Raw genomic sequence first — 15378 nt, 5'->3', positions numbered from 1 at the left:
AACCGCAATGAGGCGCTCGGCTGCGGTTCTGGGGGGTGGGGGAACCGCAACGGGGCGCTCGGCTGCGAGGGGGGAGGGGGGCGTCAGAGGCGGGGGTCGACGGGCTCCGACTCCAGGGCGAGCACCGCGAACACCGCCTCGTGGACCCGCCACAGCGGCTCGCCGTCGGCCAGGCGCGCCAGCGACTCCACCCCGAGCGCGTGCTCGCGCAGCGCGAGGCTCCGCTTGCGCCCGAGCTGGCGCTGCTTCAGCCGCTCCAGGTCGCGGGTGTACCCGGGCCCGTAGACGAGGCGCAGGTACTCCGCGCCGCGGACCTTCATCCCCGGCTGCACCACGCCCTTCGGCCCGCGCAGGGCCGCGCCGGCGAAGGGCTTCACCACCATCCCCTCACCCCACTGACCAGCAGCGCCGGTCAGCTCGGTCCACCAGGTGGTGCCGGCCCCGCACGACGCCGCGTCGGCCGCGTCCACCCGGAGGCGCCTGGTGGTGCGGAACAGCTGGGGGTCGGCCTCGACCAGCCGGTCGGCCACCGCGAGGTGCCACCCGTGGTCGCGGTCGCCGAAGGTGCCAGCGCCCCCGCCCGTGCCGGCGGCGAGCACCTGGAACGGGGCCAGCCGCACGCCGTCGAGCCGGCCCTCGCCGACTCCCGTGGGCCACACGTACCGGCGGTAGGCCTCGGTGAAGGCCGCCGCGTCGACCTCGCGCCGGCGGGTGCGCTCCAGCAGCGCCCCGACGTCCTGCCCCCGCGCCGCCGCCTGCTCCAGGACGACGACGGCCGCGGGGAGCGCCGCCCGCGCTGCCGCGCCGACCGCGGCGTACTGGCCCCGCAGGAGCTCCTCGGCCTTGGCCGACCAGGGGAGCAGCTCGGCGTCGAGCAGCAGCCACTGCTCCTCTCGAGCGGCAGACGACGGGCTGCCGCAGAGCTCGTCCCAGAGCCCCGCCCGCTCCGCCGCGGCGCGCACGCCGTCGAGCAGCGCGACCGTCAGCTCCTCGCCGAAGAACGACCGGCCGGTCCGCGTGTGCACCACCCCGCCCGCGCTCGACCACGGCCGCAACCCCTCGCGCGAGCGCGCCACGAGCACCACCGCGCGCGAGCCCATGTGCTTCTCCTCGCACAGCAGGTCCGTGACGCCCACCTTCCGGTACGCCTCGAACGCCCCCTGCGGGTGCTCCAGCAGGTCGGGCGCCTCCGCCCAGCCACCGGCCGGAGCCATCGTCGCCGGGAGGTACCAGAGCAGGTGCGGGTCCACCGCGAACCGGCTCATCACCTCCAGCGCCCCCGCCGCCTGCTCGGCCGCGACGGCGACCCGCCCCGCCAGGCGCGTCTCGACGCCGCGGCCCTGGCCGTCCACCGAGACGACGTCGGTGAGGGCGAGGTCGTCGTCGTCCCTCACGGGCTGCTCGGCCACCAGGGGGCGCACCGGCTCGTAGTGCACGGCCTCGGCCGGCACCTGCACGGTCTCGCGCTCCGGCCACCGCAGCGCCGACAGCCTCCCCCCGAACACCACGCCCGTGTCCAGGCACAGCGTCCCGTTCACCCACTCCAGCTCCGGCGTCGGCACGTGCCCGTAGAGCACCGTCGCGCTGCCGCGGTAGTCGCGCGCCCAGTCGAGCCTCACCGGCAGCCCGAACTCGTCGGACTCGCCCGTCGTGTCGCCGTACAGCGCGAAGCTGCGCACCCTCCCCGACGCCCGGTTGTGGTAGCTCTCTCTCAGCCCCGCGTGCGCCACGACGAGCTTCCCTCCGTCCAGCACCAGGTGGCTCACCAGCCCGTCCGCGAACGCGCGGACGCGCTCGCGGAAGGCGCGGCGCTCGTCGTCGTCCTCGATGGCGGCGATCTGGGCGAGCGTGGTCTCCAGGCCGTGGGTGACGGAGACGTCGCGGCCGTCGAGGGCGCGCACCAGCTTGGCCTCGTGGTTGCCGGGGACGGCGAGCGCGTGCCCGGCCTCGACCATGCCCATCGCCAGGCGCAGGACGCCGGGGGTGTCCGGGCCCCTGTCGACGAGGTCGCCCAGGAACACCGCGCGGCGGCCCTCGGGGTGCGCCGCGTCCACCGGGCGGCCGCGCTCGTCGCGCGTGACGGCGTAGCCGAGCTCGCCGAGCAGGGTCTCCAGCTCGGAGCGGCAGCCGTGCACGTCACCGATGACGTCGAAGGGCCCGTGATCGCCGCGGAGGTCGGAGCGCAGCGGGGTGCGCACGACCCGCGCCGCCGCCATTTCCTCCACCGAGCTCAGCACGTGCACCGTGCGGAACCCCTCGCGGCGCAGCGACCGCAGCGACCGGCGCAGCGCGTCTCGGTGGCGCTTGACCACGTGCGCGCCGAAGTCGCGGTCGGGCCGGGCGGCGTTGCGCTCCAGGCAGACCCGCTCGGGCAGGTCGAGCACGACGGCCACCGGCAGCACGTCGTGCTCGCGGGCCAGTGCCACGAGCTGGCGTCGCGCGTCGGACTGGACGTTGGTGGCGTCGACCACGGTGAGGTTGCCGCGGCGCAGGCGGACCCCCGCGATGTGGTGGAGCACGTCGAACGCGTCGGACGTGGCGGCCTGGTCGTTGACGTCGTCGGCGACGAGCCCGCGGCAGTGGTCGGAGGAGACCACCTCGAACGGCCCGAAGTGCTGCGCCGCGAACGTCGACTTGCCGGAGCCGCTGGCGCCGACGAGGACGACGAGGCTCAGGTCGGGGACCTCCAGGACCCTCTCGCTCATGCTGCCTCCTCGATCCGGGTGAAGACCGCCATCTGCGTGGGCGGCCCCACCTCGGCGTCGTCGTCGCCGACCGGGCGGAGGTCGACGGCGTAGCCGTGGCGCTCGGCCACCTGCTCCGCCCAGGCGGCGAGCTCGGCACGGGTCCACTCGAAGCGGTGGTCCGGGTGCCGGAACGCCCCGGCGGCCAGGCCCGGGTAGCGGACGTTGTGCTCCGCGTTGGGCGTGGTGACGACGACGGTGCGCGGGCGCGCGTGCAAGAAGACGCTGCGCTCCAGCGCGGGCAGCCGCGGCGGGTCGAGGTGCTCGACCACCTCCACCAGCGTGACGGCGTCGACGCCGGCGAGGCGCTCGTCGCGGTACGTCGCGGAGGTCTGCAGCAGCTCCAGCCTCGCGGCGACGGTGTCGGGCAGGCGGTCCGTGCCGATGCGGCGGGCCGCCCTGTCGAGCTCGCGGGCGGAGACGTCGGCGCCGACCACGCGCGTGAAGCGCGGGTCGCGCAGCAGCTCGCGCACGAGGCCGCCCTCTCCGCAGCCGAGGTCGACGACGCTCGCGGCACCGGCCTCGCGGAGCACGGCGAGCACGGCCTCGCGGCGCAGCACCGCCAGCGGCGCGGGCCGCCCCGCGCCCGTCGCAGTCGCCGTCGCCGTCGGTTTGTCCGCGGCGCCGTCGCCGGTGTCGAGGGGGAGGCCCTCGACGTCGTCGAGTCGGGCGACGGCGTCGCGCACCAGGGAGCGCTGGTGGCGCAGGTAGCGGGTCATGACGAGGTCGCGGTCGGGGTGCGTCGGCAGCCAGTCGCCGCCGGCGCGCACCAGCTTGTCGACCTCGTCGGCGCTGACCCAGTAGTGCTTGGCGTCGTCGAGGACGGGCAGCAGCACGTACAGCTGGCTGAGCGCGTCGGCCAGGCGCAGGGTGCCGCGCAGGCGCGTGTCGACCACGCGGCTGTCTCCCCACGCCGGCACGTGCGGGTCGAGCGGCTGCGCGGCGGCGTCGACCTCCCAGCCCAGCGGCTCGAACAGGCGCCGCACGAGCGCCGCCCCGCCCCGGCTGACCAGGGACGGCACGTGGACCTCGAGGGGGAGGGCCGCCCCCGGCAGCTCGGGCCGGGCGTCGCAGCGCCCGGCCAGCGCCGTCCTGAAGACCTTGCCCAGGGCGACGGCGAGCAGCGAGCTCGCGGCGTACGGCCGGTCGTTGACGTGGTCGGCCAGGGCGAACCCCTCGGGCGTGCTGCCGCGCCCGCGGCTGCGCTGGAGGGCGGCGGTGTCGACGTCGAGCAGCAGCGCCGCGGTGGCGCGCTGCTCGTCGGCCTGCGGCCACAGCACGTGCGCGGTGCCGCCGAAGACCTCGGTCGACTGCGCCCTGTCGGGGTGCTTGTGCAGCAGGAAGCCGAGGTCGCTCGCGGTGGGCATCGCCGGCGACGCCGCCGCGCTGATCGTCAGGAGCACGGCCCCATCCTCTCCACCCCTCGTGATCATGGACGTCCGCCACCGCAGGGTGGCGGGCGCCCATGATCACGGACTGTCGAGCTGTGGTCAGTCGCCCTTGACGTTCACGACCTGCCGCAGCTCGTGCCGGACCTCCACGAGGTCCGCCGCGTCGGCCATGACGACGTCGATGGGCTTGTAGGCGCCCGGGTGCTCGTCGAGGAACGCCGTCGACGCGGCGTCCCACTCGACACCGCCCATGCGCTCGCGGAGGTCCTCCTGCGTGAAGGTCCGCCGCGCCTTCGCCCGCGAGAGCGCCCGGCCCGCGCCGTGCGGCGCGCTGTCCAGCGCCACCCGGTTCCCCTTGCCGACGACGACGTAGGACCTGTCACCCATCGACCCGGGGATGAGCCCGAGCTGCCCCTCCCTCGCGGAGATCGCCCCCTTGCGGGACAGCCAGACCTCCCGCCCGAAGTGGCGCTCCTGCTCCGTGTAGTTGTGGTGGCAGGACACCTCCTCGAGGCGTTCGAGGTCGCGGCCGACGAACTCCTCCACGCACCCCACCACCCGGTCGACCATCTCCGCCCGGTTGAGCCGCGCGAACTCCTGCGCCCACCGCAGCTCGCGGACGTAGGCCCAGAACTCGTCCGTGCCCTCCACGAGGTAGGCGAGGTCGGGGTGCGGCAGGTCGACCCACCAGCGCTCGCACAGCTCCGCCGCGACGGCGATGTGCCGCAGGGCGATCTTGTTGCCGACGCCGCGCGAGCCGGAGTGGAGGAACACCCACACCCGGTCCTGCTCGTCGAGGGAGACCTCGATGAAGTGGTTGCCGGACCCGAGCGAGCCGAGCTGCAGCCTCCAGTTCGGGGTCGCGACGCCGGGGTCGAAGCGCGCCCGCTCGGCGAGGGCCTCCAGCTCGGTGGTGCGCGCGGCCGCCGTCGTCGTCAGGACCTCGTTGTAGCGACCCGCCGACAGGGGGACGGCGGCGGCGATGCTCTCCCGCAGCGGGGCCAGCGAGCCGTGGGAGCGCAGGTCGTCCGCGGTCAGTGGCGTGAGCACCGCATGCATGCCGCAGCCGATGTCGACCCCCACCGCGGCGGGGATGAGGGAGCGCTGCGTCGGGATGACGGAGCCGACGGTGGCTCCCTTGCCGAGGTGCGCGTCGGGCATGAGGGCGACGTGCGGGAACACGAAGGGCATCCGCGCGGTCGCGAGGGCCTGCGCCCTGGTCTCCTCCTCGAGGATCGAGGCCCAGGACAGCAGCCGGTCGTTGATCTTCTCCACCCCGTCATCCTGCGGGGCGGGTCAACAGCTTTCCGGTGGTCGCCGGCGCCGCGGCCGTCAGGCGGAGGCGCGGGCGATGCTGCGCGCCAGGCGCGCCTCGAGGGAGGCGAGGTCGCCCTCGGGGAGCCGGCGCGCCACGGCCACGAGCGCCTGGGGCAGGTCGCTCGCCGTCTCGCCGCGGCACGCGGAGGCCAGCGACGCGCCGTGGTCGGGGTGCACCTCGACGGGCGTCCCGGACGCCACGATCTCGTGGGCCCAGCGGTCGACGTGCGCGGCGAGCGTGGCGGTCATGGCTGCGTATCGGCGCGGAGCCAGGTGATCTTGAGTGCGCGTGCGCCCGGGTGGCGCACGCCCACCTCACAAGGTGTTCTCGGCGGGTCCGCCTCGACGGTGCGGGCGGCCCCGCCTACCGTTGTCGTCAAGATTTCCACTACTCGAGGGTCGGGTAGCAGGTCGCCCACCGGGCGATGCCGAGAGGGGTCCCCGTGAGCTCGAGCACCGCCACCACCCGCAGCGCCGACGGCCGCAGCGCCGCCCCCACCGGCGCGCTGCGCCTGTTCCAGGGCGCTGCGGTGCTCTCCGTGCTGGTCGTGGTGCTCCAGTTCCTCAGCGCCGGCCAGCTGCTGAGCGGCACCTCCGGTGCCGAGGGGGTCCACGCAGGGGGTGCGATCGCCCTGCACGTGGTGCAGGGGCTCGCGGTGCTGGCGGCCCTCTGGCTGCAGCGCGCGACGCGCGGGCCCGTGTGGCCCGCGGCCCTGGCGGTCCTCGCCCTCGTCGTCGGCTTCGCCCAGGCGTGGACGGGTGACCACACCGGCCTGGCCGTGCACGTGCCCGGCGCCGTCATCACCACCGTCGTGACCGTCTGGCTGGCTGCCTGGGCGTTCGGCGGGGCGCGCCGCACCGCCTGACGGGGGAGCTGTCGCGCGGCCGGCGCCGCGAGTGAGGTGGATCTCTGCAGCACCGGCGGCGTCCGGCGGGGCGTGCACGCCCGTGGTAGGACTCGGGACCGACCGATGACCGCAGCGCCGCGCCCGGCCGGGCCGCCGCACCACCGAGGAGCAGCCCCGCATGCCCACCACCCGAGGCGTGGACGCCCAGATCGCGCGTTCCTGGCTGCTCGTCAACGCCGCCCGCACCGAGGCCTTCGAGCCCGCCGCGCGCTCGCGCGCCGACCAGGTCATCCTCGACGTCGAGGACGCCGTCGACCCGGCCAACAAGGCCGAGGCGCGCCAGGGCGTCATCGACTGGCTGGCGTCCAGCGGCCACAGCGCGTGGGTGCGCATCAACGACCGGACCACCTCCTTCTGGGAGGACGACGTCCGCGAGCTCGCCCAGGCCGCCGCTGCCGGCGGCGGGCTGGCCGGCGTCATGCTCGCCAAGGCCGAGGCGCCCGAGCACGTCACCGAGACCTTCGACCGTCTCGGCGGCTCGCTGCCGGTCATCGCGCTGGTGGAGTCGGCCCTCGGCATCGAGGAGTCCGTGCGCATCGCCCGCGCCCGCGGCGCGTTCCGCCTCGCCTTCGGCAGCGGCGACTACCGCCGCGACACCGGCACCGCCGCCGACGACCTGGCGATGGCGTACCCGCGCTCGCGCCTCGTGGTCGCCAGCCGCATCGGCGGCCTGCCGGGCCCGATCGACGGCCCGACCGTCGGCTCGAGCCACGCCGTGCTGCGCGAGCAGTCCGCCCTGACGGTGGCGCTGGGCCTGACGGGCAAGCTCTGCCTGCAGACCGAGCAGGTGCCGGTCATCAACGAGGTCATCAGCCCCACCCAGTCCGACATCGCCTGGGCGCAGGACTTCCTCGAGGACTTCGAGGCCCGCGGCCGCGTCGTCCGCGACGGCTCCGACCTGCCGCGCCTGGGCCGCGCCCGCAAGATCATGACGCTGGCGACGGCGCTGGGGCTCGTCCAGGCGTCCTGACGGGCCGGCCGGCGCGCGGCCGCTCGGCCCCGCCAGCTGCCGCGGCGCCGGGCTGTCGGTGCGGGCTGGCAGCCTGGTGGGCGTGGACGACGCCGGCCGAGACACCCCCGGGGGTGAGCAGCGCCTCGTGACGGTGCTGCTCACCCTCGCCGTCCCCGCGGAGGCCGACGCCGAGGACGCCGCGGCGCTGGCCGCCGACGCCGCGGCCGCCACGGCGCTGCACGTCGTCCACGCCGCCGGGGTCGAGGGGCACCTGCCGGTGCCGGGCGCCACGGTGGTCCGCTCCGGCCCCCACCCCGACCTGCGCCAGCCGTGGACGGTGCAGTCGCTGACCCGCACGTCCGCGCGCCTGAGGGACCTCGCCGGAGACGTGGTCGAGGTGCCGCGCTCCAGCCTCCTGCCCGACCCGCTCGACGCGTGAGCGCGCCGCGCTGGGCGCGGTGGGCCTCGGAGGCGGGTGCCCCTGCGGTGCTCGCCGCGGTGGTGCCCCTCGTGGTCGGCGCGTCAGCCGGCGGGTGGCGGGGCCTGGGGCTGGCGGCGCTGGCGGCGGTCGTCGCCGTGGCGCCCGGGCTGCTGCTCGTGGTGCACCTCGTGCGCACGGGCCGCGTCGTCGGCCACCACCTCCCGCACCGCGGCGACCGGCCGCGCGTGCTGGGCGCGGCGCTCGTCGGCGTCGCGGCGGCCGTCGCGCTGGTGGCGGCGCCCGGGGCGCCCCGCGAGCTGGTCGTGCTGATGACCGCGATGGCCGTGCTGCTGGGCCTTCTCGCCGTCGCGTCCCTGCGGTGGAAGGTGTCGCTGCACGCGGCCACGGCCACCGCGTCGCTGGTGGCGCTGGTCTCGGCGCTCGGGCCGTGGGCGCTGCTCGGCGCGCCCCTGGCGGTGGTCGTGTGCTGGTCGCGGCTCGCGCTGTCGGTGCACACCCGAGGGCAGGTGGTCGCCGGGGCGCTCACGGGTCTGGCGGCCGGGCTCGTCGCCCTCGTGGCGGCCGGCTGAGCGGGCGGCGCCGCACCGCGGTGGTGGCGTCGTGCCGTCTTTTCGCTACAGTACTGTTTCGTACTGAAGATGAGCGAGAGCGAGGTGGGCTCGTGTCGAGCGACCCGAGGGCGCTGAGGTCGCGCGCCGCCGTGGTCCGAGGGGCGGCTGAGCTGCTGCTCGCCGACGGCCCCGGCGGCGTGACCGTCGACGCCGTCGTCCAGCGCACCGGCGTGGCCCGGTCGACCATCTACCGCCACTTCCCGACCAGCACCGACGTGCTGCGGGCCGCGGTCGACGCCGTGCTGCCCGAGGTCGCTCCGGGGGGTCCCGCGGCGGCGGGGGAGTCGCCCCGCGACGTGCTCGTCCGGCGCGTCACGGCCACCGCCGAGCAGCTGGCCACCGGGGCCTGGGTCCGTGCGCTGCCCGCCCTGCTGGAGCTGGTGGCCCGCGAGCCGGCGCTGGAGGCGCACCGCGCCGAGATCGTCGCCCGCCACCGCACCGACCTCGTCGAGCACCTGAGCGCTGCGGCCGACGCCGGCCTGCTCCCGGTCGGCACCGACCTCGGCCTGACCGCGGACCGCCTGGTCGGCCCCCTCTTCTACCGCCGGCTCATCACCGGCGAGCCCCTCACCCCCGAGCTGTGCGAGCAGCTCGTCGACAGCGTCCTCACCCCCGGAGACCCCCGATGAGCAGCACCGAGACCCACCCCGGCCAGCACCCCGACCACCACGCGGCGCACCGCGCCGACACGCGCCTGGACCGCCTGCGCGAGGCCCACCGCCCCCACGGGTCGGGGTCCGGGGCCGGGCCGGGGTCCGGGTCGACCCTGCGCGAGGAGCTCCGCGACGCCGTCGCCCCGCGCACGCTGGCCCTCGTCGTCGGCGTCCTCCTGCTGCAGCTGGGCTTCGTGCTCAGCTACGTCGGCGCCTTCCACGACCCGGTGCCGCGCGACGTGGCCGTGAACGTCGTCGGCCCGACCCAGCAGGTGGCCGACCAGGCCGCGAGCGCGCTGAACGGCATCGACGGGGGCCCGCTCGACGCCACGGCCTCCACCGACGCCGACGCCGCCCGGGCCGCGCTCACCGACGACGCCACCAGCGCCGTCCTCGTCATCAGCGCGACGTCCACGCAGGACCAGCTGCTCGTCACCACCGCCGGGGGCGCGGCGACCGCGACGGCGGTGCAGACCGTGCTGACGCAGGCCGAGGCCACGCAGGGCCGCACGCTGGCGGTGCAGGACGTCGTGCCCGCGGCCGGCGGCGACTCCCGCGGGTTGTCGGGGTTCTACCTGGTCACCGGCTGGGTGGTCGGGGGGTACCTCCTCGCGGCCCTCCTGGGGGTGGCCCGCGGGTCGCGCCCGGCCACGCTGCGCCGGGCCGCCATCCGGCTGGGGGCGGTGCTGCCGTACGCCGTGCTGTCCGGCGTCGGCGGTGCCCTGGTGGTGGGGCCGCTGCTCGGTGCCCTGCCCCACGGCGCCGGCGCGTTCTGGGGGCTCGTGGGCACCGGCGCGCTCGTCGTCCTGGCCGCCGCCTCGGTGACGATGGCCCTGCAGGTGCTCGCCGGCACGATCGGCATCGGCCTGGCCGTGCTGCTCTTCGTGGTGCTGGGCAACCCGAGCGCCGGGGGTGCGTACCCGCCGGAGCTGCTGCCGCCGTTCTGGGCGTGGCTGTCAGGGGTGCTGCCCAACGGCGCTGCCGTCGACGCGGTGCGCCGCATCGCGTACTTCGACGGCGCCGACGTCGGGCAGCGCCTGCTCGTGGTGGCCGCCTGGGCCGTGGCCGGTGCGGTCGTCGCCCTCGTGGCGGCGCGCTGGCACCAGGTCCGCGCCGTCCGCGCCGCCCGCCCCGCCCGCCCCGCCACCGACTGACTCGCCCCGCCTGTCGTGATCATGGGATCTGTGCACGGCGGTGTGCACGGATCCCATGATCACGGCGGGGAGGGGGGGACCCACGACCTGAGGAGGGGGTCGGTGCCCGAGGGCACCACCAGGACGGGCCCTCAGGAGGGCGCGCCGCGGCGCCGCCCCGCCTAGCGTCGACGACGTGATCGAAGCCCAGCACCTCGTGAAGCGCTACGGCGCGAAGACCGCCGTCGACGACCTCAGCTTCACCGTCAGCCCCGGCCACGTCACGGGGTTCCTCGGCCCGAACGGCGCCGGCAAGTCGACCACGATGCGCATGGTCGTCGGCCTCGACCGCCCCACCTCCGGATCCGTCACCGTGAACGGCAAGCCGTACGCCGAGCACCGCACCCCGCTCGCCGAGGTCGGCACGCTGCTGGAGGCCAAGGCCGTGCACAAGGGCCGCAGCGCCCACGACCACCTGCTCGCCCTCGCGCAGAGCCAGGGCATCGGCCGCCGGCGCGTGGCGGAGGTGATCGACCTCGTCGGCCTGCACGACGTGGCCCGCAAGCGCGCCGGCGGGTTCAGCCTCGGCATGGGCCAGCGGCTCGGCATCGCCTCGGCGCTGCTCGGAGACCCGGCCACGATCATCCTCGACGAGCCCGTCAACGGCCTCGACCCCGACGGCGTGCTGTGGATCCGCACCCTGCTGCGCGGCCTGGCCGCCGAGGGCCGCACCGTCTTCGTCAGCTCCCACCTCATGAGCGAGATGGCGCTGACCGCCGAGCGCCTCGTCATCGTCGGCCGCGGGCGGCTGCTCGCCGACACCACGGTCGACGACCTCATCTCCAGCGCCAGCGACCGCCCGGTGGTGGTCCACTCGCCGCAGGCCGGCGAGCTGGGCCGCCTGCTGGTCAGCGCCGGCGCCACCGTCACCGACGTCGAGGTGGGGGAGCTCCTGGTCACGGGCACCACCGCCGCCCGCATCGGGGAGGTCGCCGCCGAGCGCGGCATCGTGCTGCACGAGCTGCACACCGAGAGGGCGTCGCTGGAGCAGGTCTACATGGCCCTGACCCGCGACTCCCGCGAGTACACCACCGACGAGCCCGCCACCGGTGCCCGGGCGGGCGCCCAGGACGGCGCCGCGCAGCAGCAGGAGGTCGCAGCATGAGCACGCAGACCAGCAGGACGACGACGGACGCGGTGCCCTCCCAGCGCGAGCACGGCTCGCCGCACCACGGCCAGCACACCGCTCCCGCCGGGGCGAGCCTGCCCCGCGCCGTCCTCTCGGAGTGGACCAAGCTCCGCTCGCTGCGCTCCACCTGGTGGACGCTCGTCATCGCCCTCGGCCTGGCGGTCGGGTTCGCGGCGCTCCTGGCGGCCGTGGTGTCCAACCCCGACGCCCAGCAGCCGCAGGGCGGGCCGGGCGCCGGCGGCCTCGCCGACCCGGTGGGCATCGCCCTGGCCAGCAGCACCTTCTCGACCCTGGTGCTCGGGGTCCTCGGGGCGCTGGTCGTGGCGGGGGAGTACGCCACCGGCTCCATCTCCTCCAGCCTCATGGCACTGCCGCGCCGCTGGCCGCTCGTGGTGGCCAAGACCGCCGTGCTGGTGGGCCTGCTCGTGCCGTTCACGCTGGTGCTGTCGCTGGCGAGCCTGTGGGTCGCGAGCCTGATCTACGGCGACGCCGCCACCGTGGACTGGGCCAGCTCCGACACCTGGCTCGCCGTCCTCGGCAACTGCGCCTACCTCGTGGCGGTGGCGCTCCTGGGCCTCGGGCTCGGGCTGCTGTTCCGCACCACCGCGGCCGCCATCACCGTGCTCGCCGCCATCGTGTTCGTGGCCCCGCCGCTGCTGGGGCTCGTGACCTGGGACTGGGTGGTGGCCATCAACGACCACCTCCCCGGTGTCGCCGGCTCCTCGCTGGCCTCGACCACCGGAGGCACCCTCGGCACCGGAGAGGCCTGGCTGACCCTGCTCGGCTGGGCCGCAGTCCCGGTGCTCGCCGGCGCCCTGGTGCTGCAGCGCCGCGACGCCTGAGCCCTCCCTGACGACCCGACCGCCGCCGTTGGACCACGGCTCCCGGGCCGAGCGCCTCCGCTCGCTCGCCGGCGCCCACCCCCGTCTCGTCGACGCGGGGTGGGCGCTGCTGTGGCTGCTGCCGCTGTGCCCCGAGGCCTACCTGCAGTCCGGCGTCGCGGGCAGCTGGGCGGCGCTGGTGACGGCGGTGCCCCTCGTCTGGGCCCGCCGGGCCCCGCTGGCCGCGGCGCTGGCGGTGTGCGCCCTCGCCGTCCCCTCGTGGCTGCTGCTCGACGGGCGCCCGGCCTACCCGGGCGTGCTCGTCCTCGTGGCCCTGCTCGGGCTCGCGTCGCAGCGGCGGGGCGCGGCCCTGCGCGCGGGGGTCACAGCGGCCGTCGTCGTCCTGCTCGTGCTGGCCGCCGCCGACCGCGTCGCCCGCGGCGGTGGCACGCCCCCCACCACGGTCTGGGCGGCCCCCGCCGTCACCGGGCCGCTCCTCGCCGCCGCGGTCTTCGCCGGGGTCGCCGCTCGCGGCCGCCGCGAGCGCCTGGCCCACGCCGAGGAGCGCGCCCGGCGCCTCGAGGCCGAGCGCGACCACCGCGCGCAGATCGCCGTGGTCGCCGAGCGGGCCCGCATCGCGCGGGAGCTGCACGACGTCGTGGCGCACGCCCTCACCGTCGTCGTCCGGCTCGGTGACGGCATGGCCTCCCGGGCCGCCCGCGCGCCGCAGGCCCCCGCCGACCCCGCGGCCCTCGACGCCGTCACCACCACCGCGCGCCAGGCGCTGGCCGAGATGCGCCACCTGCTGGGCGTCCTCGGTGACGACGCCGACGGCGGAGCCGCGGTCACCCCGCTGCCGGGGACCCCGAGCGCTGGCGGCGCGACGGGCCACGACGCCCTCGACGCGCTGGTCAGCGGCGTGCGCGCCGCCGGCGTCCCCGTGCGCCTCACCCGGCACGGCTCCGACGGGGGGTGGAGCCCCGCCGTGCACCTCGCGGTGCACCGGATCGCCACCGAGGCGCTGACCAACGTGCTCGACCACGCCGGCCTGGGCGCGCGGGTCGAGGTGCTCGTGCGCACCGAGGGCGACCGGGTGGAGGTGGTGGTGCAGGACGACGGCGTGGGGCTGGGCGTCACCACCGACCCGGAGGCACCGGCCGCGCCGGGCCGGGGCAGCGGCGTCGCCGGGATGCGGGAGCGGGCGGCGTCCCTCGGCGGACGGCTGGACGCCGGACCCCGCGAGGGCGGTGGGTGGCGGGTCCGGGCCGTGCTCCCGTCGCGCCCCGTGACGGCGCCGTGACGACGCCGGGAGAGGGTGGTGCGCTGTGAGCGACCCCGCCGAGGCGCCCCTGCGGGTGCTGCTCGTCGACGACCAGGCCCTCGTCCGGCTCGGCTTCCGGATGCTCCTCGACGGCCACGAGGGCGACCAGCCGGGCGGGCGCACCATCGAGGTGGTCGGGGAGGCCGCCGACGGGCGCTCCGGCGCGGCGATGGCGGCCGCGCTCGACCCCGACGTCGTCCTCATGGACGTGCGGATGCCGGTGCTCGACGGCGTCGAGGCGACCCGCCGGGTGGTCGAGGAGGCCGCGGCGGCGGGGCGCAGCACCCGGGTGCTGGTGCTCACCACCTTCGACCTCGACGAGCACGCCTACGCCGCGCTCCGGGCCGGGGCCAGCGGCTTCCTGCTCAAGGACGCCCAGCCCGACGAGCTCGTGCGCGCGCTCCACGCCGTCGCCGCGGGCGACGCCGTCCTCACCCCGCGGCTCACCCGCCACCTGCTCGCCCTCGCCGAGGAGCGCCTCCCGGGCGACCCGGCGCGGAGCGCGCAGGACGACGGCGGCGCGGCCCCCGGCGGCGAGCACGACGGCGCGCAGGTGCAGCGCCAGCTGGCGTCGCTCACGCCCCGCGAGCGCGACGTGCTCGCCGAGGTGGCCCGCGGCCGCTCCAACGCCGAGGTGGCGCAGCGGCTGTTCCTGTCCGAGCCGACCGTGAAGGGGCACGTGGGGCGCCTGCTGGCCAAGCTCGACCTGCGCGACCGCGTGCAGGTGGTGGTGTGGGCCTACCGCGCCGGCGTGGTCACCCCCGACGACCCGCTCGACTGACCCCGGGCCGCTTCAGGACGGCCCCAGGGGTGACGCGTACCGTCAGCCACCGTGTCCGCGCTCCTCGTCGTCGCCGTCTCCCGAGCCCTGCCCGGCGGGGGGCGCAGCACCGGTCTCGTCGCCGCCGACGCGCCGGTCGTCACCGCCGACGACCTGGGCCTGACCCGCGGCGACGGCTGCTTCGAGGGGCTGCGCCTGGTCGCGCGCGCCGACGGGGGGGCCGAGGTCCCGAACCTCGGCGCGCACCTGGCGCGGATGCAGCGCTCCGCCCGCTCCCTCGACCTCCCCGACGACCCGGCGCCGTGGGCGCAGCTGCTCGACCTCGCCGCGGGCGAGTGGGCCGCCCACCAGGCGGGATCCCCGGGCGAGGCGGCGGTGAAGCTGTCGATGACCCGGGGGCTCCCGCAGTCGCCGGGGGAGCCGGTCGAGCCGACCGTCGTCGTCACCGTCTCCGCGATGGACGTCGCGTCGCTGGCCGCCCGCCGCGACGGCGTCCGCGTGGCGTCGATGACCCGCGGGTACGGGCCCGAGGCCTTCGCCGGGGCGCCCTGGCTGCTGGGCGGGGTGAAGACGCTGTCGTACGCGGTGCACACCGCCGCGCAGCGCGAGGCCGTCCGCCGCGGCGCCGACGACGCGCTCCTCACCGCGGCCGACGGCTCCCTGCTGGAGGGCCCCACGTCGGCGGTCCTGTGGGTGCCCGGCGGGGGCGGCATCCCCCGGCTGCGGACCGTCGCCCCGGGGTCGAACGGCATCCTCGGGAGCACGTCCCAGCAGCTGCTCTTCGAGCGGGCGCAGCGCGCCGGGTGGGACGCCACCGCGACCACCGGCACCCTCGCCGACCTGCGCTCGGCCCGCGCGGTGCTGCTCGCGAGCGCGGTGCGCGGCCCGGTCGCCGTCCGCGAGCTCGACGGCCAGCCGCTGCCCGTCGACACCGCCCTGGTCTCCGAGCTGCAGGAGCTCGCCGGCTTCTGAGCCCCCACCGGGCCGCAGCCGAGCGCCCGGCTGCGCTTCCCGGAGGGGTCTAGACCGCAGCCGAGCGCCCGGCTGCGCTTCCAGGAGGGGTCCGGACCGCATCCGAGCGCCCGGCTGCGGCTCCGGGAGGCCGTGGAGCGCAA

General features: G+C 76.7%; 15 protein-coding genes. 11 read left to right on the top strand and 4 right to left on the bottom strand.

The features are described from left to right. Positions 1-83 precede the first annotated feature (83 nt). The 4 genes from F1641_RS06050 to F1641_RS06035 form a co-directional block, all read right to left on the bottom strand. Positions 84-2705 (bottom strand): polynucleotide kinase-phosphatase, encoded by a 2622-nt coding sequence (locus F1641_RS06050; protein WP_194903621.1) that lies wholly within the window; start codon positions 2703-2705, stop codon positions 84-86. Beyond that, positions 2702-4147 (bottom strand): 3' terminal RNA ribose 2'-O-methyltransferase Hen1, encoded by a 1446-nt coding sequence (locus F1641_RS06045; RefSeq protein ID WP_194903619.1) that lies wholly within the window; start codon positions 4145-4147, stop codon positions 2702-2704. Before F1641_RS06045 ends, F1641_RS06050 begins: the two co-directional genes overlap by 4 nt. 87 nt (positions 4148-4234) lie before the next feature. After that, a complete protein-coding gene (locus tag F1641_RS06040; protein ID WP_194903617.1) occupies positions 4235-5410 on the bottom strand; it encodes an RtcB family protein in 1176 nt (391 codons plus the stop codon). 57 nt (positions 5411-5467) lie between these two features. Then, positions 5468-5701, bottom strand: coding sequence for a hypothetical protein (locus tag F1641_RS06035; protein WP_194903615.1), 234 nt, complete (start codon positions 5699-5701; stop codon positions 5468-5470). Between the two features lie 194 nt (positions 5702-5895). Here F1641_RS06035 and F1641_RS06030 point away from each other — a divergent pair, with 194 nt between their 5' ends. The 11 genes from F1641_RS06030 to F1641_RS05980 all read left to right on the top strand — a co-directional run bounded on the left by F1641_RS06030 (position 5896) and on the right by F1641_RS05980 (position 15235). Further along, complete coding sequence (locus tag F1641_RS06030) at positions 5896-6318, top strand: hypothetical protein (RefSeq protein ID WP_194903613.1); 423 nt, start codon at positions 5896-5898, stop codon at positions 6316-6318. Positions 6319-6478: 160 nt separating this feature from the next. Continuing rightward, positions 6479-7330, top strand: a complete 852-nt coding sequence (locus tag F1641_RS06025; protein WP_194903611.1) for a CoA ester lyase — start codon at positions 6479-6481, stop codon at positions 7328-7330. Between the two features lie 82 nt (positions 7331-7412). Continuing rightward, complete coding sequence (locus F1641_RS06020; protein ID WP_194903609.1) at positions 7413-7751, top strand: hypothetical protein; 339 nt, start codon at positions 7413-7415, stop codon at positions 7749-7751. Next, on the top strand, positions 7748-8323 hold the full coding sequence (locus F1641_RS22960) for a phosphatase PAP2 family protein (RefSeq protein WP_194903607.1): 576 nt from the start codon (positions 7748-7750) through the stop codon (positions 8321-8323). Before F1641_RS06020 ends, F1641_RS22960 begins: the two co-directional genes overlap by 4 nt. A 92-nt stretch (positions 8324-8415) precedes the next feature. Then, positions 8416-8994, top strand: a complete 579-nt coding sequence (locus tag F1641_RS06010; protein ID WP_194903595.1) for a TetR/AcrR family transcriptional regulator — start codon at positions 8416-8418, stop codon at positions 8992-8994. Next, positions 8991-10172 (top strand): ABC transporter permease, encoded by a 1182-nt coding sequence (locus F1641_RS06005; protein ID WP_194903594.1) that lies wholly within the window; start codon positions 8991-8993, stop codon positions 10170-10172. The genes F1641_RS06010 and F1641_RS06005 overlap by 4 nt, the downstream gene beginning before the upstream one ends. A 175-nt stretch (positions 10173-10347) precedes the next feature. Continuing rightward, positions 10348-11316 (top strand): ATP-binding cassette domain-containing protein, encoded by a 969-nt coding sequence (locus F1641_RS06000; RefSeq protein ID WP_194903593.1) that lies wholly within the window; start codon positions 10348-10350, stop codon positions 11314-11316. Beyond that, positions 11313-12182: an ABC transporter permease gene (locus F1641_RS05995; protein WP_194903583.1), complete on the top strand. Its 870-nt coding sequence runs from the start codon at positions 11313-11315 to the stop codon at positions 12180-12182. Before F1641_RS06000 ends, F1641_RS05995 begins: the two co-directional genes overlap by 4 nt. A 28-nt stretch (positions 12183-12210) precedes the next feature. Continuing rightward, positions 12211-13461, top strand: a complete 1251-nt coding sequence (locus F1641_RS05990; RefSeq protein ID WP_194903580.1) for a sensor histidine kinase — start codon at positions 12211-12213, stop codon at positions 13459-13461. A gap of 25 nt (positions 13462-13486) precedes the next feature. Next, positions 13487-14263, top strand: coding sequence for a response regulator transcription factor (locus F1641_RS05985; protein ID WP_309225423.1), 777 nt, complete (start codon positions 13487-13489; stop codon positions 14261-14263). A 51-nt stretch (positions 14264-14314) separates the two neighbouring features. Then, positions 14315-15235 carry an aminotransferase class IV gene (locus F1641_RS05980; protein ID WP_194903578.1) on the top strand — a complete coding sequence of 307 codons (921 nt, stop codon included), beginning with the start codon at positions 14315-14317 and terminating at the stop codon, positions 15233-15235. The last annotated feature ends 143 nt before the right edge of the window (positions 15236-15378 follow it).

The organism is Quadrisphaera sp. INWT6 (assembly GCF_015390235.1).
Classification (GTDB): Bacteria; Actinomycetota; Actinomycetes; order Actinomycetales; family Quadrisphaeraceae; genus Quadrisphaera.
Note: the sequence above shows the minus strand (reverse complement) of the source record. Positions and strands in the feature narration are given on the sequence as shown.